Here is an 18,848-nt window from a genome sequence, read left to right as displayed (position 1 = left end):
TTAGGAATTACGAATTATGAGACACCACGAAGACAATTTCGCTCACAATAACCTACCAAATATCACTTTGCAACCTGACTATTTGTGTGATTTACCTCAATTTCAACATCCAGAAATGCTAAATTGTGTAGAACGTTTGTTGGATAATCACATCAAAAACGGCAATGGTGATACCTTTTGTATTCGTACTTTTGAAGAAACATGGACTTACAACGATTTATTTGAAAAAGCCAATCAAATTGCTCATGTTTTGATAGATGACTTAGGTTTAGTTTCTGGAAATAGAGTTTTATTGCGTTCTGCTAACAATCCAATGATGGTGGCTTGTTGGTTTGCTGTCATAAAAGCAGGTGGTATTGTTGTAGCCACTATGCCTTTACTTCGAGCTAAAGAATTAACAACCATTATTGATTGTGCCGAAATTTCGATTGCAATATGTGATGCTGATTTAGCCGATGAAATGAATCAAGTTGAATCTAACTTTTTAAAAGCTAAAAGTTTTTACAGAAATGGCGATTTAGAACAATTAATGGCATCTAAACCTAAAACGTTTGATAATTACCATTCCAAAGTAGATAGTGTTTGCTTAATTGGTTTTACTTCTGGAACTACAGGTTTACCCAAAATGACTGCTCATTATCACAAAGATGTTTTGAATATTTGTGAAGCCTTTCCAGTTTATTCTTTACAACCAACTAAAGATGATATTTTTATAGGAAGTCCACCATTAGGATTTACATTTGGTTTAGGTGGTTTGGTTTTATTTCCCATGTATTTTGGTGCTTCCACTTTCTTAATCGAAAAACCAAGTCCAGATTTACTTTTGAAAGCTATTGAAGAATATAAAATTACCATTTGTTTCACAGCACCAACTGCTTGGAGAGTTTTAACCACAAAACTGAATGAATTTAATGTTTCAAGTTTACGAAAATGTGTTTCAGCCGGAGAAACTTTACCGCTACAAGTTTGGCAAGACTGGTATAATGCAACAGGTTTAAAAATTATAGATGGCATTGGAGCGACAGAAATGTTACATATTTTCATTTCATCCAACGAAGAAAACATGGTTCCAGGTGCAACAGGTTTACCTATTTTAGGATATGAAGCTAAAATCATAGATGAAAAAGGAAATGAACTTCCTCCAAATCAACCAGGAAAATTAGCCGTAAGAGGAATTACAGGTTGTAAATACCTAAATAGAGAAGAAAAACAAAAAGAATACGTTCAAAACGGTTGGAATATTACTGGTGATATATTTAAAAAAGATGAGAAGGGTTACTTTTGGTTTGTAGCTCGTGGAGATGATATGATTATTTCTTCAGGTTATAATATTGCAGCCATTGAAGTAGAATCCGTACTTTTAACTCATCAGGATATTTTAGAATGTGCAGTTGTAGGTTTACCTGATTCAGAAAGAGGTATGTTGGTTTGTGCGCATATTGTGTTGAAAGAAAAAGATAAAGCTTCCGATGAATTAACAAAATCTATTCAACAGTGGTTCAAAGAAGTAGCTGCACCTTACAAATATCCAAGAGTAATAAATTATTTAGATACTTTACCCAAAACAGAAACAGGTAAAATTCAACGATTTAAATTGAAATAACATAAAATTTGTCATTCTGAACTTGTTTCAGAATCTAAAAAAATAAAAATGAGAAAAACCTTTTTAGTAGTTAGTTTCACATTTCTATCACTAACAGCCATATTAACTTATGTGAATTGGAAGTTTAGTTTCCTATTACTCATATTAATTCCATTAATCATCATGGGATTATACGATATGTATTTCTCAGATAGAACCATTAGAAGAAACTTTCCATTATTAGGTCGAATGCGTTATATTTTATCAGCCATTGGACCAGAAATGCGTCAGTATTTCATTGAAACAGATACTGATGGAAAACCTTTTAATCGTTTGCAAAGAAATATTGTCTATCATAGAAGTAAAAAAGAAGTTGATTCTATGCCTTTTGGAACGCAATTAGACGTGTATAATGATGGTTATGAATGGATTAATCATAGTATTCGTTCCATTCCGTTTGCTGAAGCAAAACATGATCCTAGAGTACGAATTGGTTCTTCGCAATGCACAAAACCTTATGAGGCTAGCCTTTTTAACATAAGTGCTATGAGTTATGGCTCTTTAAGTAAAAATGCTATTCTAGCGTTAAATAATGGTGCAAAACAAGGAGGTTTTTATCACAATACGGGTGAAGGTGGTTTATCTCCTTATCATCTACAAGGTGGTGATGTAGTTTGGAATATTGGAACAGGTTATTTCAGTTGTCGAAATTTTGATGGCACTTTCAATGTAGATGAATTTGAAAAAAGAGCCATTTTAGACAACGTAAAAATGATTGAAATCAAATTCTCACAAGGAGCAAAACCTGGACATGGTGGAATTTTACCCAAAGAAAAAGTAACCGATGAAATTGCAGCTATTCGTTTAGTCAATAAAGGACACGATATCATTTCACCACCATCACATTCTGCTTTTAGTACACCTTTAGAATTAATGGATTTCATTAAATTATTAAGACAAAAGTCTGGTGGAAAACCTATTGGAATGAAAATTTGCATTGGAAACAAATCAGAATTCATTGCGATTTGTAAAGCCATGGTTCAAACAGAAACCTATTTTGATTTCGTGACTGTTGATGGTGGTGAAGGTGGAACGGGTGCTGCTCCACAAGAATATTCAGATCATGTTGGTATGCCTTTAAGAGATGCTGTAGCTTTTGTCCATGATGCTTTGAATGGTTTTGGTATAAAAAATCAAATCAAAATTATAGCTTCTGGAAAAGTAATTACTGGTTTTGATATTATTAGAAACCTTTCATTGGGAGCTGATTTATGCAATTCTGCTAGAGGAATGATGTTTGCGTTAGGTTGTATTCAAGCTTTAGAATGTCACGCTAATACTTGTCCAACTGGAGTTGCCACACAAAATCCATCTTTGATGAAAGGATTAGTTCCAGAAGACAAAAGCATTCGTGTGACACGTTTTCAAAGCGAAACCGTAAAAAGTGCAGTAGATTTAATGGCTTCTGCAGGAATTATGCATCCAGATTTAGTGACTAGAGATGTGATAACCACAAGAATAGACAGAAACAAAGTCGAAACCTTTGCTCAAATTTTCCCAGATTTAGTAACTGGTTGTTTGTTAAAAGAAGAAACGGTTCCTCAAGAATTTTTGTATTTTTGGAAAAGAGCCAGTGTAGAGAAGTTTTAGAAGCTAATCCAGCTATCCACTATATCTTTTTTATCTCGTTTTTGAACGAGACAAAAAAGGATACCGTTCCTATCTGGGCTAGACCATTAATAAAGAGAAGTAATAATTTTAAAAATCCGTGCTAATCAGTGTAATCTGTGGCAAAAAAATAAAAGAATGAATCAAATATTCACAAAACAAGAAAAAATCAAATTCAAGCATATTGATTACGCTGGAATTGTCTTTTATCCAAGATTTCTAGAAATGCTAAACGATTTAGTAGAGGATTGGTTTGAAGAAGCCTTAGAGAGACCCTTTTCAAAAATGCACGAAACCAATGGAATTCCAACAGTTGATTTAAAAGTACAATTCAAAAAAGCAGCTCGATTAGGAGAAATACTAACAAAAAAACTTTGGGTAAAAAACCTTGGAGGAGCTTCTATTCTATGTGGTTTCAAATTTGAAGATGAAGAAGGAAAAACCTGTCTTGAAGGAGAAGTAACTTTAGTAAATGTAGCATTCAACGAAAACAGGAATGATATAAAAGCTGAACCTTTTTCAGAGGAAATGAAGAATAAAATAAAACAATACGAATTATAGAACAGGGAACACAGATTTAAGAAATTTTAAAATTTATATAATTTCTCCAATCTGTGTTCCAAAAACAATATATATGGACTTTAAAAAAATCAAAGCAGCAACCGTACAAACTTCACCCGTTTTTCTAAATGTAGAAAAAACTATTGAAAAAGCTATTGGTTTCATTAAAGAAGCTAGTCAAAATGGAGCGTCATTAATTGCCTTCCCAGAAGTATTTGTAGCAGGTTATCCTTATTGGAATTGGATAATGACACCCGTTCAAGGCAGTAAATGGTATGAAAAACTATACAAATGTTCGGTAAAAACAGATGATGCTTCTATGCAACCTTTATTTGAAGCTGCAAAAGAATATAATATACATATCGTTATTGGTATTAACGAACGTGGCAATTCGTATGGAGAAATTTACAACACCAACTTAATTATTGACAACAACGGAAAGCTAATTGGAAAACATAGAAAACTAGTTCCAACTTGGGCTGAAAAACTTACTTGGTCTTCGGGTGATGGTTCTTCGCTAAAAGTCTATGATACAGAAGTTGGGCCATTAGGAACATTAGCTTGTGGAGAAAACACCAATACTTTAGCTCGTTTTACATTACTTTCACAAGGAGAATTGGTTCATATTGCTAATTATATTTCGCTTCCTGTTGCACCACCAGATTACAATATGGCTGAAGCAATTAAAATTAGAGCAGCAGCACATTCTTTTGAAGGAAAATTATTCACAATCGTTTCTTGTTCAACCATTTCTCAAGAAATTATGGATGCTTTACGCGAAGATGTTCCAAATGTAGATGAAGTATTAACGCGTAAAAATTCAGCTTTTTCAGGATTTATTGGTCCAAATGGTGCTACAATCGGAGAACCTTTAATCGATGATGAAGGAATTGTCTATGCTGAAATTGATTTAGAAAAATGCATCCAACCCAAACAAATGCACGATATTTTGGGACATTACAACAGATTCGATATCTTTGATTTAAGAGTAAATATTGCTCCAACAAGAAAGATTAAGTTTATCGATAATTATGAAGAATTTAATAAAAAATAAGAAATAACAAATCTAACCCTACTAGGGTTTTAAACCCTAGTAGGGTTATTTTAAATAAATTAAAGTAAATGTCTCAAATAAAAGAACCAATAGAACAAGGATCTTATTACCACATCTACAATCGTGGCAATAACCGTTGTGATGTGTTTTTTGATTCAGATAGTTACTATTATTTTTTGAAACTTTATGATAAATATATAACACCTGTAGCGGATACCTTGGCTTGGTGCTTACTTAAGAATCACTTTCATATATTGGTTTACATCAAATTTAATCATGAAATAAACCAAGATAAATTAGAATTTTCTACAGTTGAAAAGCCAAAAGTAATTTCAGCTTCGAAACAGTTTTCCCACTTATTTAATGCCTATACACAAGGAATAAATAAAAAATTCAACAGAACCGGAAGTCTATTTGAGTCAAGATTCGAGAGAAAAAAAATAACTTCAGATGCCTATTTACAAAAAGTTATTTTTTACATACATAATAATCCAGTTCATCATGGATTTACAAAAAACATAAATCTATATCCTTGGTCTTCTTACGAAACAATAATTTCAGATAAACCCACAAAATTAAAAAGAGAAGACGTGATTGAGTTTTATCAGAATAAAGAAAATTTTATAGAATACCATAATTCAGAACAAAATTTACAAGAAATAAATAACTTTATAATTGAATAAATTTAACCCTTCTAGGGTTTGGAACCCTAGAAGGGTTGTTTTAATAAGAACAAACCATGAACGAAAACCATTCAGACGATCAATACGGAAGAGCTAGAGTTCAAGACTCTGATGAACTTAAAGCGTATTACAAAGAATTAGAAACATTAGGTGCTGGTGCCTTATGGACTGTTGCCAATGATATTGAACCTTGGGAACCAAAATCAAATTCAGTTCCTATGTTATGGAAATATGATGACTTACGCGATTTAGTTTTAAAATCATCCGAATTAGTCACACCAGAACAAGCAGGAAGACGAGTAGTTTATTTGGTAAACGACAAAAGAAAAGACGTTGCAGCTGCTGTAGGTTGGTTGTATTCTGGAATCCAAGTTACTCGTCCAGGGGAATTTACATCTGCTCACAGACACAAAGCTTCTGCCCTACGCTTCATTATGGAAGGTGAAGGTGGATATACTGTGGTTGATGGTAATAAAATTACATTTGAAGTTAACGATTTTGTAATAACACCAAACTCAACTTGGCACGAACATGGTGTTGATGCCAACGGGAAAACCTGTATTTGGCAAGATGGTTTAGATATTCCTTTAGTAAATGCTTTAGAAGCTAATGATTATGCCGTTTATGATGGCAAACAGCCATTAGATTTTCCTTTAAATCATTCTCCAATCAATTACGGAACAGCTGGAATCATTCCTGCAGATAAAGTTTGGGATAAACCCTATTCTCCTTTGTTCAAATTTTCTTGGTCTAAAGTCTATCCAGCATTAGTTGAAGCTTCAAAATCAAATGAAATTAATCCATTTGATGGTGTCTTTATGCATTATTCAAATCCTCTGACTGGTGGACATGTGATGCAAACTATGGGTGCTTCTATGCAATTATTACCAGCAGGTTTTAAAGGAAAAGCGCACAAACACACAGGTTCTTTTGTGTACCAATGTGCCAAAGGAAAAGGTTACACCATAATTGATGGAAAACGCTACGATTGGAAAGAACGTGATATTTTCTGTGTTCCATCTTGGGCTTGGCACGAACACAATAACTTATCAGAAACGGAAGATGCTTGTCTTTTCAATTTTAATGATTTGCCTGTAATTGAAAAATTAGGATTATATCAAGGAAAAGAAATGACAGAAAATAACGGACATCAATAAGAAAGAAAATAGAGGAAAGATAAAAGAGAAAAGACCTTTACCCTTTGAAACTAATAACTTAAAACTGTTAACTTATAACAGTAAACTCAAATAAAATGAAACTACTTACTTACAAAACAAATAGCACAGAACCAAGACTAGGATTCATCCACAATAACCTAGTTATCGATATGGAAGACTTTGGAAACATTTGCAATTTTCCATTACCAGATGATATGTTGGATTTAATTGATTTAGGCTATGAAATTATTGAAGAAATCAACGGTTTAATTGAAGATACTCGTGAAGTTGACTTTGAAGAAATCTCTTATAAGATAGAAGAAGTTACTTTCTTAGCACCTATTCCAAAACCTAGAAAAAACATTATCGGAATTGGTTTAAATTATACGGAACACGTTGCCGAAAGCGCTCGTACGTTAGACACTTCAAACGAGTTGCCACAACAACCAGTTATCTTCTCAAAACCACCTACTACGGTTACTGCAACTAATACTGAAATTCTTCTAAATAGAAAGCTTACTAATCAATTGGACTGGGAAGTTGAATTAGCTGTAATTATCTCAAAAAAAGGAAAATACGTGCCTAAATCTGAAGCAATGGATTATGTATTTGGTTACACAGTAATTAACGATATTTCAGCAAGAGATTGTCGTCGTTCAGGACAATGGATTGTTTCTAAAGGACAAGATACATTTGCACCAATGGGACCCATTTTAGTTACCAAAGACGAAATCAAAAACCCTCATAATTTGAATTTGTCATTAACCGTAAATGGCATTGAAAAACAAAATTCAAATACACAATTTATGTTATTCAATATCAATGATCTGATTGAAGATTTGAGTACCGTTTTCACCATAGAAGCAGGAGACATCATCGCAACAGGAACACCAGCAGGAGTTGGAGCAGGAAGAAGTCCTCAAGAATGGTTAAAAGATGGTGATGTAGTGAAATGCACTGTGGAAGGAATTGGTTCAATCGAAAATACAGTAAAAGAAATATAGAAACATGATTTTATACGTTTGTCATCCCGAGCGCAGTCGAGGGAGTTATTGCTAAATAATTATGAAATTTTATTATGTATACATATTAAGATGTAATGACAATTCACTTTACACAGGTATAACAAATAATCTTGAAAGAAGATTAAACGAACATAATGATGGTAGATTACCTAATGCATATACTTTTAAGAGAAGACCAGTCATATTAGAATTTTACCAAGAATTTATGGAAGCTGAGCAAGCGATATATTTTGAAAAGAAATTAAAAAAATGGTCTAAATCAAAGAAAGAAGCCTTAATAAAAGGTGATTTTGATTTATTACAAACATTAGCTGAGTGTAGAAATGCGACTCATCATAAATATAAACCATAAGCCCTTCGACTGCGCTCAGGGAGACAAAACAAAAATTAAACAAAATGAAGAAATACAGAATAGGCCAAATAGTTCCATCCTCAAACGTAACGATGGAAACCGAAATACCAGCAATCTTCCGTTCAAGAGAAACTATACTTCCTGAACGCTTTACCTTTCATAGTAGTAGAATGCGAATGAAAAAAGTAACGAAAGAAGAACTCGAAGCAATGGATGCCATGAGTTTAAAATGTGCTCAAGAATTGTCAGATGCTCATGTAGATGTCATGGGTTATGCTTGTTTAGTTGCAATTATGAGCATGGGAAGAGGCTATCATTGCGTTTCAGAAGTGAATTTACACCAAGAAACGGTGGCTAATGACTTCCCTACTCCAATTGTGACTTCAGCTGGTGCTTTGATTAATGGTTTAAAAGTTTTAGGAGCAAAACAAATTTCAATTATTACACCTTACATGAGACCTTTGACTGATATGGTAGTAGATTATATCGAAAATCAAGGTATAAAAGTAAAACAAAGTATTGCTTTGGAAATTCCAGATAATTTGGAAGTTGCAGCTCAAGATCCTATGAATTTATTGGAAATCTACAAACAATTAGATTTGACTGATGTGGATGTTTTGGTAGCTTCAGCTTGTGTGCAAATGCCTTCTTTGGAAGCTATTGACTTAATTCAAGCTGAATGTGGTATTCCTGTGACTTCAGCAGCAGTTTGTACCACTTATGAAATGATGAAGAAAATCGGAATTGAAGCAAAATCAGCTATTGGTGGTGAATTGTTAAATGGGAAGTATTAATTAAAATGAGATTAAAGAAAATAGATAATAGAATATAGAGTACTAACTTAAATAAAACCTATGAAAAACCTAATCGCATTCTTCGCTGCATTATTTACTGCAAAAAAAGCCAAACTAGGTTGTTTTGGAACTGTAATACTTTTCATAGTTGTTTATTATGTAGTAAAGAATATACTATAATTATTAACAAGCATTTAAGACCTAAATTCCATAGAATTTCGTAAATTTAACCAATCACTATATGTGATTTAAAACTGTTTAATTTACAAATTTTATGGAATTTATTGATTATTACAAAGTCTTAGGCATTACAAAAAATGCAACTAGTGATGAAATTAAAAAAGCCTACCGAAAACTAGCTCGAAAACTCCATCCAGACATTAATCCAAATGATAAAGAAGCTCAAGCTAAGTTTCAACAACTCAATGAGGCAAATGAAGTTTTGAGTAATCCCGAAAAAAGAAAGAAGTACGATAAGTATGGAAAAGATTGGGAAAATGGAGAAGAATACGAAAAATACAAACAACAGCAACAGCAACAACAACGTCAATATTCAAATGGCAGCCAACAGCAATCTTATACAGGTAGTCATTTCGAAGGAGAAGATTTCTCAGATTTCTTTTCTTCCATGTTCGGAAATCAAGGAACTGGTAGCAGAAGAAGTCAACCTAAATATCGCGGACAAGATATTCAAGCCCAACTTCAATTGAATATTAGAGAAGCTTATTCAACACATAAAAAGGAATTTTCGGTAAACGGAAAAAGCATTAGAATCACTATTCCTGCTGGTATTGAAGACCAACAAACTATTAAAATTAACGGTTATGGTGGACCAGGTGCTAATAATGGACCAAATGGTGATTTGTATATTACTTTTTCTATAGTAAATACTACAGCTTTCAAGCGTGTTGGAAATGACTTATATCTAACACACGATTTAGATTTATATACAGCTGTTTTAGGTGGTGATGTAACTATTGCTGATTTTAACAATACCAAATTAAAACTGAAAGTAGCTGCTGGAACTCAAAATGCAACAAAAGTACGTTTGAAAGGAAAAGGTTTCCCTGTTTACAAAAAAGAGGGCACATTTGGAGATTTGTATGTGACTTTCAATATTGTTATTCCAACCAACTTAACTGAAAAAGAAACCGAACTATTTAATGAATTAGCTAAAGTAGCTCAAAAATAAACAAATATGGAAACGCAAGAATTAATAATAGTAGACGTATTTTGTCAAGAATATCAAATAGAAATCAACTTTATTCAAGACTTGGAAGCTTTTGGATTAATTCAAATTATTGTACAAGAAGAACAAAAATATTTGGACAGAAACCAATTAGCAACCCTTGAAAAAATTATACGTCTTCACAACGAATTAAACGTCAATAAAGAAGGAATTGACATTATTTTAAACCTACAAGAAAAAGAAAATCAACTTCTTAATGAAATCAACTACCTAAAGAATCGATTGCGATTGTATGAATAAAATTAAAAAGCATACTTATAAATAATTCCAGCAGTAAACGAACGTGTTAAACCATCTGGTCTTTCATCTCTCACAGCAAAAGGTGTTGCTAACGACAATTCAATACTTCTATTTTGTGAAATAGCATAGCTTGTTATCAAGTTTCCATTCAATGTCAGTCCATCCGAATTTTCAATTGTAGTTCTATTGCCAAAAATATTCTCATAACTATCTTCTCCTAAATGATAAATGAATAATAAATTAGGTTTGAAAGTGAATTTTTTAGTAGTATTGATGATGTAAGTAGTTCTAAACAAAACATCAGGTTTTCTCTCAAATAGATTGGTGGAGTTAAAATCATTTGAAGCGGAATATTCATCAAAATATGAATTCTTATTGTTATTGAATACAGGAATTTGAACAGCAGTATTAAAAAACCATTTTTTATACTTCAAACCTACACCAGCAATTAAATCAAAAGTTCCTAAACTCGCTTGGTAATCTAAAGGCAAAGAAATATCATTGATCTTTGCATTGGAAGTAGTAAACGGAAATTTAAAACCCAAAAGCGTACTCCAAGTTTTATCGTTTTTTTCTTTAAAAGTATAATTACTGGTTAAGAATGCATCTCCAAACTGACCTCTTGTTCCAAAATCTCCATTTGCTTGCGAATAAGTTACTTTTGCACTCATAGAAAACGATTCCGAAAAGTTTCTTGTATAAGTCACATAAGGAGAAATGTAAAAAATAGATGCTTCTCCTCCACCGATTATACCTCCAAAATCAAGTTGGTTTTTAGTAGTATTTAGTTCATCTGTAAACGTATTTCCTACGGAGCAAAAACCAGCATCACTACAACCTTGTGCTTGTATTGAAAAACTTCCTAAAACCAAGAATACAAATAATATATTTTTCATAAATTGATTAATTTAAATTAGCAATAGCGAACAAATGATTGTATTGTTGGCAATGAATCAATACATATTTATAAAGTTCCAAATCAACTTCAGAAGGAATACTATAGTTGGTTGCCGATGTCAAGTTTCCTAAATTCACAAACATATCTGGATTTGCAGTTGTGGAAAGATATACTTTCAGATCGGGTCCATCTGAAATCGTGAAGTTTTCTAATGAAACATATCGTGTTGTTCCTTGTTGAAATACCTTAGCTTGTCCAGTAACATTTATACCAGAAGTAGGTGCAAATGTTCCAGCATATAGTTCAATTAATTCAATATTAGGATCAATAATTACTTGCTCTTGTGTTTCTTGCTTAGTAAACTCTCCCTCTTCTTCACAAGAAAAAAGAAATAAAGCAATTAATAAATAAAATATTTTCTTAATCATAGCATTTGTGTTTAAGTTAGGATTCAAAAATACTTTTTACTAATGAAAAACTTTGTAAGCCAACTAACACTATTGTTGATTTTATAAAAAAATGATAATTTTTTCTAAAAGTAGAGTATTATTCTTAAATTTATAACTCGCAAGTAGTAACATAATTAAAATTAGAAATGAGTCATAAAATAAAAATCCAAACTAAAGTTAATGCTCCAATTGAAAAAGTGTGGGCTTTTTGGACAGACACTAAATATATAATGAAATGGAATACTCCATCACCTGATTGGCATACTACAAAAGCAACGAATGATTTACAAGTTGGTGGAAAATTTTGTTCCACAATGGCTGCTAAAGATGGTAGTATGAGTTTTGATTTTTGTGGAATTTATGATGATATTATTCCATTACAAAAAATAGCTTACACCCTTGAAGATAATCGTAAAGTTGAAATCGTTTTTGAAGAAATTGATAATGAAGTTCAAATAACGGAAGTTTTTGAAGCCGAAAATCAAAATTCATTGGAAATGCAACAACAAGGTTGGCAAGCAATTTTAGATAACTTTAAGAGTTGTGTAGAGAAGAATTAGCTTATAAATTGTAAATTAGCAAGACTAATTAAAAAGAAAAAAAATGAGCTTATTAGAAGATTTAAAGTGGCGTTATGCTACTAAAAAAATGAATGGAAAGAATGTTGCACAAGAAAAAATAGATTATATACTGGAAGCGGCTCGCTTAGCTCCTTCTTCTTCGGGTTTACAGCCTTTCCAAATTTTTGTAATTTCAAATCAAGAAGTAAAAGAAAAAATAAGAACAGTTGCTTCCAACCAAAGTCAAATTACGGATGCTTCACATGTATTGGTTTTTGCTGCTTGGGATTGCTATACTTTAGAACGTATCGAAAAAATGTTTAACTATACAATGAAAGAAAGAGGTTTGCCAATGGACACTATGGATGACTATAAAAAGAACCTTTGGAGCATGTATGAACCTTTAGGAAAAGAATGGCATTTTAATCATGCTGCTAAACAATCTTATATTTCATTAGGAATGGCTTTAGCTGCTGCTGCAGAATTAAAAGTAGATGCAACACCAATGGAAGGTTTTGAACCACTAAAAGTAGATGAAATATTAGGTTTAAGAGAATTAGGCTTAAAAAGTACAGTTATCATGACTTTAGGTTACAGAGATGCTGAAAACGATTGGTTAGTTGATATGAAAAAAGTAAGAACTCCTGAAGATGAATTTTTTACTAGAATTGATTAAGTTTCTTTAAAAGCTACTTTTATAAATTATAAAAACTTTACTTGTTTCGATGAGTAAAGTTTTTTTGTTTAAAGTATTAACCTTAAACTTATCAACTTGTAAAGGACTTACTAGTTATTTCATTCACCGCAGATTTGCAAATTATTTATCCAATACTGTCATCTAATACAAAAAACCTCGAAATATTAATCTCGAGGTTCAGCTTATTTCACGAAAATTTCTTTCAATTGACCGATGATGTTACCACTACCAGAAATGGTGATTTCACCAATTCTATCTGCAATTTTTTCTACGTATTCCATCTCTTTCAATTTCCACAACATTTCGTTTTCTTCCATCAATTTGGCTGTGTTCAACAAACTTCTTGTAGAAGCTGTTTCTTCTCTTCTCATGATGCTGTTAGCTTGTGCTTTCTTTTCTGCTACCAAAACTTGATTCATGATTTCTTTCATATCTCCTGGTAAAATAACATCTCTGATACCTACCGCAAATACTTGCAAACCTAAATCAGCAATTTTAGTTGTAGTTTCTTCCAAAATTACTTCAGCAATGGTGTCTTTTTTACTCAACAACTCATCCAAAGTATAAACACTCACAAAAGCTCTTAAAGCTAATTGCATCGTTACATACAACTGTTTTTCAAAGTCTTTATTGTTCACCAAAGCTTTCACTACATCCGTAACCGTGTAACTTGCAAAGAAGTTAATTCTCAAAGTAGCTTTGTCTTTAGTCAATAATTCTTGACCTGAGATTTCCATTTGTTGTTTTCTGATATCTACATTTTTAATTTCTACCGAAATAGTATTGTTCCAAAAATAATACGTACCAGATGCTAACTCTTTTACAAAAGCACCATTTACAAACAACAAACCTTTTTCAAAATTCGCTACATGAAACTTTCTAATGTAAACTCTCACTTTTGGGTTTTCTAACATATTAATGGCAATTTGTTCTGTGATATGCACTTTACTGGTGTCTGCTTTGATGAATGTATGATCCATATAACCTTTCCAAAACGCATATCTTCCAGTTGTCAAAACCTCTTTGAAAATACCATTAACAAAGTATAAAGCAATTTCATTATCGGCAATTTCAACAATATCCAACAAAGAAGCTAATGTTTCATTTTGCAATAAAATATTCAATTCTACTGGTGCTACAAAAGACGATTTCATTTCATAAATCATGACTTCTTTGTTACCCCAAATCCAAAATTTACCTTCTTCTAAAACAGCAATTAATTTTCTGTTTTCAAATACCAAACCTACTTGGTAGGCTTTGATTGTAATTCTTTTAATCATTATTTCTAGTTATTATTACTGCATTTAACAGCCTAATTTATAATTCGTTTTAAATAAAAAAGCCTACTTGTCTTCATCCTCCTTCAAGGACGGATAAAAGCCAGTTTAGCAAAGCGTTGCAAGCGTTTGATGTTATTTTTTGTACAAAACCTAAGTTCAGTACAAGCAAACCCCAAAGGCAAGTAACGGTTTAAAAAACGGAGACAATTGTCAGGTCTTGTCGTGAGTGCAACATTTGAACACTGGTTAAGTTGTTGCAGACAAAGACAAATAGTCTTTTTCCATGGTACATTCAATTTATAGAGCGAACGCTACTCTTCTAACAGATTTTGAGCCTGTTGGTGACTGCCACTGTCAAACACACTAACGAAATGTGTGTAGGATTCGAACCTACGTATCCATTCTATTGTTCTTACCAGACTGAACTAACATACCCGAAGTATGTACGGGAATCGAACCCGTGACCCATAGAGTAAATGGTGAATTATTTTTTGGAAAACAACCCAAAACCTTCAAATCAAGTTGAATAGTAAAACATCATTCGCATCAGCGAAACGAATACTACAATAGTGCTATACAGAAACACCCAACAAGACTTGTTTGATATTATTTGTTACGCAAAGAACTTTAATTTTTTCTCTGAACAAAGATTCAAAAAGCAGTACGCAACTATTTTGCGTAGAACAAAAGTTTATTTTTTTTCCATTCGCAATTGATGCTCTTTATCACGCTGATCTATGGCACCAAAAGGACTTCCTTTAAAATAACCAATGTTTTCAAATCCGTTTTCTTCAGTAATTAAAGATTCTTTTTTGGTAACGGCTCCAGTATATTTGGAACCATAATTTCCGGTTAATTTATTTGTGGCAGGGTCAAGATCTCCCCATTTTGGAGCTTTCCCGTTATAAATAGGTTCTACAAAATAGGTGATTCCAGTGATTCTTGACTTCATAACAAATCTACCTGTTTCATCAGTGTTTGTAAGGAATCTTTTTAAAATGTCTGGTTTCATAATTTACAATTTTAAATTCAACTTAATTCATGTAAACTCATCCTATTGCTAATCCTTGTAACGGAAAAAACTAGTTTAAGTAAGGCTAATTTACATTTTTTTTATTTGTGGAACAGATTCGAATCGAACGAATACCTCTAGTTCTTCAGACTAACGTGCAACACCTTGTACACCACTGTTCCTTTTGTCTGGGAAGCAGGACTCGAACCTGCAACCTCTCGCATCCAAAGCGAGTAAACAACCAATCGTTATCTTCCCAGTAGTAACTCAAATTCATTTTTCTGAGAGACAGTCAAAAAAAATCCTTTGAGTTTGGTCCTTTCTAGACCATAAGTGATTCTGTCAGGATTCGAACCTGAGACCCATCGCTTAAAAGACGATTGCTCTAACCAGCTGAGCTACAAAATCTTATTTTATTTTTTCGACACTTCTTTAACTCTAAACATTGTCGCAAACGTCACTTCGAGTGTTTTATACTTTGAAAACGCTAGTTTTTAAAGTGTAAAATGTATCGAGAAGCTTTTACTTCATTTTCTCCAACAATGGTTCTCGATACTTTTTTTGAAGTTCAGACTACTGCTTAACCTCCAAAGCATACTATTTCAAAAAACACTCGAACTGACGGTATAATTGAATATCATCTTTTATCCTAAATCGTCTCGCTAACGTCACTTCGAGTGTTTTATACTTTGAAAACGCTAGTTTTTAAAGTATAAAATGTATCGAGAAGCTTTTACTTCATTTTCTCCAACAATGGTTCTCGATACTTTTTTTGAAGTTCAGACTACTGCTTAACCTCCAAAGCATACTACTTCAAAAAACACTCAAACTGACGGTATAAAAGCAAAAAAAAACACCTCGTTAAAGGTGCTTCAAATACTTACAATCGGATACTTCTATCCTACTGCCTATACTTATACACCTGCATTCCTCCAAACCCAAAACAAAAACTAGGTTGTGCGAAATCATTTGTAAGTAATGAAACTAACTTCATCTTATTATCATTCTTAATTTGTATATATAGTGTTCTCATTTTTATAATTGATAATTCGTAATTGATAATTCGTAATTGTCTAATTTTCTTCGGCAAAGATAAAGTCAAAAAAACACAACTTCCAAATATTTTTCAAAATTATTTTATTGATAATCAGTTACTTAACTTTGTTTTTGGACATAAAAAATCCTGTCCGTTTTTCAACAGATACTTTTAAAAGTGCAAATGACTGTCTCTCATTTGGTTAGTTCTCAAGTCTTATTTTCTTTTATTTTTATTTATCATTAAACATTTTTTCTATTTTTTTATCTTTTACTGTCATGCTGAACTTGATTCAGCATCTTTTTTCTATTTTCTATGCTCTTTTTTCTATTTTCTTTCTCTGTTAAACAAAAAAAACGTCCTCTTTGCAAAGGACGTTTTGTATTTATACTGGTATTTATTTAGAAAATCAATTCATTTCTTTACAAAAACACATACAACGTCCATAGCAATCCAAAGGAAAATCTTTTCCTGAACGGAATGCTTTAGTGATTATAAATAAGCTATTATGTTGTTTTTGTGTTTTCATTTCAAGGGCAAATGTAAGAATTATTTTTAGAATTAGAATTTTATAAGCAATTAGTCATAATCTTATCATCCCGACAAAGGAGGGAACTCACAAGTAGCCCCACAAACATGGCAACTGTAAACCATAAACTTTCAACCATAAACCATAAACTCAAAAATATCAAACAAAACCCCTATCTTTGTAAACTATTTGATTTTTACAAGATGACAACTATTTCCATAAACGAATTCTACAAAGAAATATTTAAAGACAAATGCCCTTTGACTGAACTGTTCTTTAATGAACAAAGCAATGAAGATATCGGACATTTCAATGTTTTTAATATTGCTGAAATGAATAGCACTTGTAAAGGCAAGCTCGTGATGCCTTACAACCGCAGAACCTATTATAAAATAAGTTTGATTAACGGACATAATATTGTGGATTATGCGGATAAACAAATAGAAATCAAACAAAAAGCAATATTGTTTGCTTCACCGCGAATTCCTTATCGTTACACACCGCAAAACGAAAACCAATCGGGTTATTTTTGTGTGTTTACGGCTGATTTTATGGACATTTCTAAAACAGCTTTGAACATTGATACCTTACCTATTTTTAGCAATCAGAGTGATTTTGTGTATCAAATAAGTGATGAACAATATGAGACTATTGAACATATCTTTCTGAAAATCAATGATGAAATTCAATCGGATTATGCTTTTAAGTATGATTTGTTGCGAAATTATGTTATGGAATTAATTCATACTGGGCAAAAACTAAAGCCTATTGAAGGCCAAAAAGAGAACCACAATGCTTCTTCACGAATTTCATCGCTCTTTATAGAACTATTGGAACGACAGTTTCCTATTGAATCCATCAACCAAGAGTTGCAATTGCGAACTGCTAAGGAATATGCTGAAAATCTGCGAATTCATGTCAATCATTTGAACAAAGTTTTGAAAGAAGTTACTGGAAAAACCACTACTGAGATCATTAAACATCGCATTACACAAGAAGCTAAAATTCTTTTAAAACAAACCGATTGGAACATTTCTGAAATTGCCATTTGTCTTGGTTTTGATGAAGTAGCTCATTTTTCCAACTTCTTTAAAAAACAAGTGAATAGTTCACCTTTACAATTTAGAGAAAACTAATTATTTGATTTTTGCAAACATCACTTTGATTCTTGCAACAGCTCTTTGCCCAAATTCCACCAATTTTGTACTGTAATTAAATCACAAATAAAATGACAAACACAGTAAACAAAATTGCCTTAGTAACAGGTGGAAGTCGTGGTCTTGGAAAAGACATGGCTTTGCAATTAGCTAAAAAAGGATTTGATGTAATCCTTACGTACCAAACCAAAAGCGATGCGGCTCAAGAAGTAGTAAACCAAATTAATACGAGTGGTCAAAAGGCATTTGCTTTGCCACTAGATGTTGCCAATGCCAATTCATTTTCGGAATTTGCCACTACCTTACAACAAACAATCCAAAACGAGTTTCATGGAGAAACCCTTGCTGCTTTGGTAAATAATGCAGGTGTAGGTGTTCATGCTTCGTTTGCTGAAACAACGATGGAACAATTTGACAGTATGGTAAATATTCATTTAAAAGGAGCTTTCTTTTTAACCCAAAAACTATTGCCGTTGTTGCAAGATGGAGCAAGTATTGTAAACATTTCGTCTGGATTGACACGTTTTAGTTTCAACGGTTATGCAGCTTATGCAGTTATGAAAACAGGTATTGAAGCCTTGAGTCGTTACCAAGCGTTAGAATTAGGACCAAGAAAAATTAGAGTAAACACCGTAGCACCAGGAGCCATTGAAACTGATTTTGGTGGTGGAGCTGTGCGTGACAACCAAGATTTGAACAACATGATTGCATCTAACACTGCTTTAGGAAGAGTTGGGTTACCTGATGATATTGGCTCTGTAGTAGCGTTTTTGTGTAGTGAAGATGCTAAATGGATTAACGCACAACGTTTGGAAGTTGCTGGAGGGTTTAATATTTAGACAACTTTTATTTATAAAAAAACCAC

The 18,848-nt window shown here is 32.6% G+C and carries 19 protein-coding genes and 4 tRNA genes; 15 read left to right on the top strand and 8 right to left on the bottom strand.

The genetic code is table 11. From position 1 onward, the window contains the following. The first annotated feature begins 16 nt into the window (after positions 1-16). The 11 genes from ACFO3U_RS08960 (at position 17) to ACFO3U_RS08910 (ending at position 10,365) form a co-directional block, all read left to right on the top strand. Positions 17-1,603 (top strand): AMP-binding protein, encoded by a 1,587-nt coding sequence (locus ACFO3U_RS08960; RefSeq protein WP_379740851.1) that lies wholly within the window; start codon positions 17-19, stop codon positions 1,601-1,603. 48 nt (positions 1,604-1,651) lie between these two features. Then, a complete protein-coding gene (locus ACFO3U_RS08955) occupies positions 1,652-3,232 on the top strand; it encodes an FMN-binding glutamate synthase family protein (protein ID WP_379740848.1) in 1,581 nt (526 codons plus the stop codon). Between the two features lie 156 nt (positions 3,233-3,388). Beyond that, positions 3,389-3,811, top strand: coding sequence for an acyl-CoA thioesterase (locus ACFO3U_RS08950; RefSeq protein ID WP_379740845.1), 423 nt, complete (start codon positions 3,389-3,391; stop codon positions 3,809-3,811). 73 nt (positions 3,812-3,884) lie between these two features. Then, the gene (locus ACFO3U_RS08945; protein WP_379740842.1) at positions 3,885-4,865 is read left to right on the top strand and encodes a carbon-nitrogen hydrolase family protein; all 981 of its coding nucleotides are present in this window, start codon (positions 3,885-3,887) and stop codon (positions 4,863-4,865) included. Positions 4,866-4,933: 68 nt separating this feature from the next. After that, the gene (locus ACFO3U_RS08940) at positions 4,934-5,548 is read left to right on the top strand and encodes a transposase (RefSeq protein ID WP_379740840.1); all 615 of its coding nucleotides are present in this window, start codon (positions 4,934-4,936) and stop codon (positions 5,546-5,548) included. A 56-nt stretch (positions 5,549-5,604) separates the two neighbouring features. Beyond that, positions 5,605-6,705 (top strand): cupin domain-containing protein, encoded by a 1,101-nt coding sequence (locus ACFO3U_RS08935; protein ID WP_379740837.1) that lies wholly within the window; start codon positions 5,605-5,607, stop codon positions 6,703-6,705. A 95-nt stretch (positions 6,706-6,800) separates the two neighbouring features. Continuing rightward, positions 6,801-7,709, top strand: coding sequence for a fumarylacetoacetate hydrolase family protein (locus tag ACFO3U_RS08930; protein ID WP_379740834.1), 909 nt, complete (start codon positions 6,801-6,803; stop codon positions 7,707-7,709). A gap of 61 nt (positions 7,710-7,770) precedes the next feature. Beyond that, a complete protein-coding gene (locus tag ACFO3U_RS08925) occupies positions 7,771-8,082 on the top strand; it encodes a GIY-YIG nuclease family protein (RefSeq protein WP_379740831.1) in 312 nt (103 codons plus the stop codon). 44 nt (positions 8,083-8,126) lie between these two features. Beyond that, complete coding sequence (locus ACFO3U_RS08920; protein WP_379740828.1) at positions 8,127-8,876, top strand: maleate cis-trans isomerase family protein; 750 nt, start codon at positions 8,127-8,129, stop codon at positions 8,874-8,876. 274 nt (positions 8,877-9,150) lie between these two features. Further along, on the top strand, positions 9,151-10,068 hold the full coding sequence (locus ACFO3U_RS08915; protein WP_379740825.1) for a DnaJ C-terminal domain-containing protein: 918 nt from the start codon (positions 9,151-9,153) through the stop codon (positions 10,066-10,068). 6 nt (positions 10,069-10,074) lie between these two features. After that, the gene (locus ACFO3U_RS08910) at positions 10,075-10,365 is read left to right on the top strand and encodes a chaperone modulator CbpM (RefSeq protein ID WP_379740822.1); all 291 of its coding nucleotides are present in this window, start codon (positions 10,075-10,077) and stop codon (positions 10,363-10,365) included. A gap of 2 nt (positions 10,366-10,367) precedes the next feature. Here the strand turns inward: ACFO3U_RS08910 and ACFO3U_RS08905 are convergent, their stop codons facing one another. Further along, positions 10,368-11,261 (bottom strand): hypothetical protein, encoded by an 894-nt coding sequence (locus tag ACFO3U_RS08905; protein WP_379740819.1) that lies wholly within the window; start codon positions 11,259-11,261, stop codon positions 10,368-10,370. Between the two features lie 7 nt (positions 11,262-11,268). Then, a complete protein-coding gene (locus ACFO3U_RS08900) occupies positions 11,269-11,691 on the bottom strand; it encodes a DM13 domain-containing protein (protein WP_379740816.1) in 423 nt (140 codons plus the stop codon). A gap of 167 nt (positions 11,692-11,858) precedes the next feature. On the opposite strand from ACFO3U_RS08900, the gene ACFO3U_RS08895 reads away from it, so the two are divergent. Continuing rightward, positions 11,859-12,272: an SRPBCC family protein gene (locus ACFO3U_RS08895; RefSeq protein ID WP_379740813.1), complete on the top strand. Its 414-nt coding sequence runs from the start codon at positions 11,859-11,861 to the stop codon at positions 12,270-12,272. Positions 12,273-12,315: 43 nt separating this feature from the next. Next, on the top strand, positions 12,316-12,948 hold the full coding sequence (locus tag ACFO3U_RS08890) for an NAD(P)H-dependent oxidoreductase (RefSeq protein WP_379740810.1): 633 nt from the start codon (positions 12,316-12,318) through the stop codon (positions 12,946-12,948). A gap of 203 nt (positions 12,949-13,151) precedes the next feature. On the opposite strand, the gene ACFO3U_RS08885 is transcribed toward ACFO3U_RS08890, so the two are convergent. From ACFO3U_RS08885 to ACFO3U_RS08860, 6 genes are all read right to left on the bottom strand, one after another. Then, a complete protein-coding gene (locus ACFO3U_RS08885) occupies positions 13,152-14,249 on the bottom strand; it encodes a slipin family protein (protein WP_379740807.1) in 1,098 nt (365 codons plus the stop codon). Positions 14,250-14,618: 369 nt separating this feature from the next. After that, positions 14,619-14,684 (bottom strand) — tRNA-OTHER (locus tag ACFO3U_RS08880). Between the two features lie 256 nt (positions 14,685-14,940). Then, the gene (locus tag ACFO3U_RS08875) at positions 14,941-15,261 is read right to left on the bottom strand and encodes a hypothetical protein (RefSeq protein ID WP_379740804.1); all 321 of its coding nucleotides are present in this window, start codon (positions 15,259-15,261) and stop codon (positions 14,941-14,943) included. Between the two features lie 108 nt (positions 15,262-15,369). Then, positions 15,370-15,443 (bottom strand) — tRNA-Phe (locus ACFO3U_RS08870). A gap of 5 nt (positions 15,444-15,448) precedes the next feature. Next, positions 15,449-15,521, bottom strand: a tRNA-Pro gene (locus ACFO3U_RS08865). Between the two features lie 74 nt (positions 15,522-15,595). After that, a tRNA-Lys gene (locus ACFO3U_RS08860) sits at positions 15,596-15,669 on the bottom strand. A gap of 1,360 nt (positions 15,670-17,029) precedes the next feature. On the opposite strand from ACFO3U_RS08860, the gene ACFO3U_RS08855 reads away from it, so the two are divergent. Then, positions 17,030-17,962, top strand: a complete 933-nt coding sequence (locus ACFO3U_RS08855; RefSeq protein WP_379740801.1) for a helix-turn-helix domain-containing protein — start codon at positions 17,030-17,032, stop codon at positions 17,960-17,962. Positions 17,963-18,054: 92 nt separating this feature from the next. Beyond that, on the top strand, positions 18,055-18,822 hold the full coding sequence (locus ACFO3U_RS08850; protein WP_379740798.1) for an SDR family NAD(P)-dependent oxidoreductase: 768 nt from the start codon (positions 18,055-18,057) through the stop codon (positions 18,820-18,822). Positions 18,823-18,848 lie beyond the last annotated feature (26 nt).

Source organism: Flavobacterium ponti (assembly GCF_042652765.1).
Lineage (GTDB): Bacteria > Bacteroidota > Bacteroidia > Flavobacteriales > Flavobacteriaceae > Flavobacterium > Flavobacterium ponti.
This window is presented reverse-complemented; position numbering and strand designations above follow the sequence as displayed.

Bases quoted from the DNA above. Each gene is read 5' to 3' on its own strand.
- ACFO3U_RS08875 (WP_379740804.1), bottom strand. From the start codon at position 15,261: ATGAAACCAGACATTTTAAAAAGATTCCTTACAAACACTGATGAAACA.
- ACFO3U_RS08910 (WP_379740822.1), top strand. From the start codon at position 10,075: ATGGAAACGCAAGAATTAATAATAGTAGACGTATTTTGTCAAGAATAT.
- ACFO3U_RS08955 (WP_379740848.1), top strand. From the start codon at position 1,652: ATGAGAAAAACCTTTTTAGTAGTTAGTTTCACATTTCTATCACTAACA.
- ACFO3U_RS08920 (WP_379740828.1), top strand. From the start codon at position 8,127: ATGAAGAAATACAGAATAGGCCAAATAGTTCCATCCTCAAACGTAACG.
- ACFO3U_RS08945 (WP_379740842.1), top strand. From the start codon at position 3,885: ATGGACTTTAAAAAAATCAAAGCAGCAACCGTACAAACTTCACCCGTT.
- ACFO3U_RS08905 (WP_379740819.1), bottom strand. From the start codon at position 11,261: ATGAAAAATATATTATTTGTATTCTTGGTTTTAGGAAGTTTTTCAATA.
- ACFO3U_RS08935 (WP_379740837.1), top strand. From the start codon at position 5,605: ATGAACGAAAACCATTCAGACGATCAATACGGAAGAGCTAGAGTTCAA.
- ACFO3U_RS08925 (WP_379740831.1), top strand. From the start codon at position 7,771: ATGAAATTTTATTATGTATACATATTAAGATGTAATGACAATTCACTT.
- ACFO3U_RS08900 (WP_379740816.1), bottom strand. From the start codon at position 11,691: ATGATTAAGAAAATATTTTATTTATTAATTGCTTTATTTCTTTTTTCT.
- ACFO3U_RS08895 (WP_379740813.1), top strand. From the start codon at position 11,859: ATGAGTCATAAAATAAAAATCCAAACTAAAGTTAATGCTCCAATTGAA.
- ACFO3U_RS08915 (WP_379740825.1), top strand. From the start codon at position 9,151: ATGGAATTTATTGATTATTACAAAGTCTTAGGCATTACAAAAAATGCA.
- ACFO3U_RS08885 (WP_379740807.1), bottom strand. From the start codon at position 14,249: ATGATTAAAAGAATTACAATCAAAGCCTACCAAGTAGGTTTGGTATTT.
- ACFO3U_RS08890 (WP_379740810.1), top strand. From the start codon at position 12,316: ATGAGCTTATTAGAAGATTTAAAGTGGCGTTATGCTACTAAAAAAATG.
- ACFO3U_RS08930 (WP_379740834.1), top strand. From the start codon at position 6,801: ATGAAACTACTTACTTACAAAACAAATAGCACAGAACCAAGACTAGGA.
- ACFO3U_RS08960 (WP_379740851.1), top strand. From the start codon at position 17: ATGAGACACCACGAAGACAATTTCGCTCACAATAACCTACCAAATATC.
- ACFO3U_RS08855 (WP_379740801.1), top strand. From the start codon at position 17,030: ATGACAACTATTTCCATAAACGAATTCTACAAAGAAATATTTAAAGAC.
- ACFO3U_RS08850 (WP_379740798.1), top strand. From the start codon at position 18,055: ATGACAAACACAGTAAACAAAATTGCCTTAGTAACAGGTGGAAGTCGT.
- ACFO3U_RS08950 (WP_379740845.1), top strand. From the start codon at position 3,389: ATGAATCAAATATTCACAAAACAAGAAAAAATCAAATTCAAGCATATT.
- ACFO3U_RS08940 (WP_379740840.1), top strand. From the start codon at position 4,934: ATGTCTCAAATAAAAGAACCAATAGAACAAGGATCTTATTACCACATC.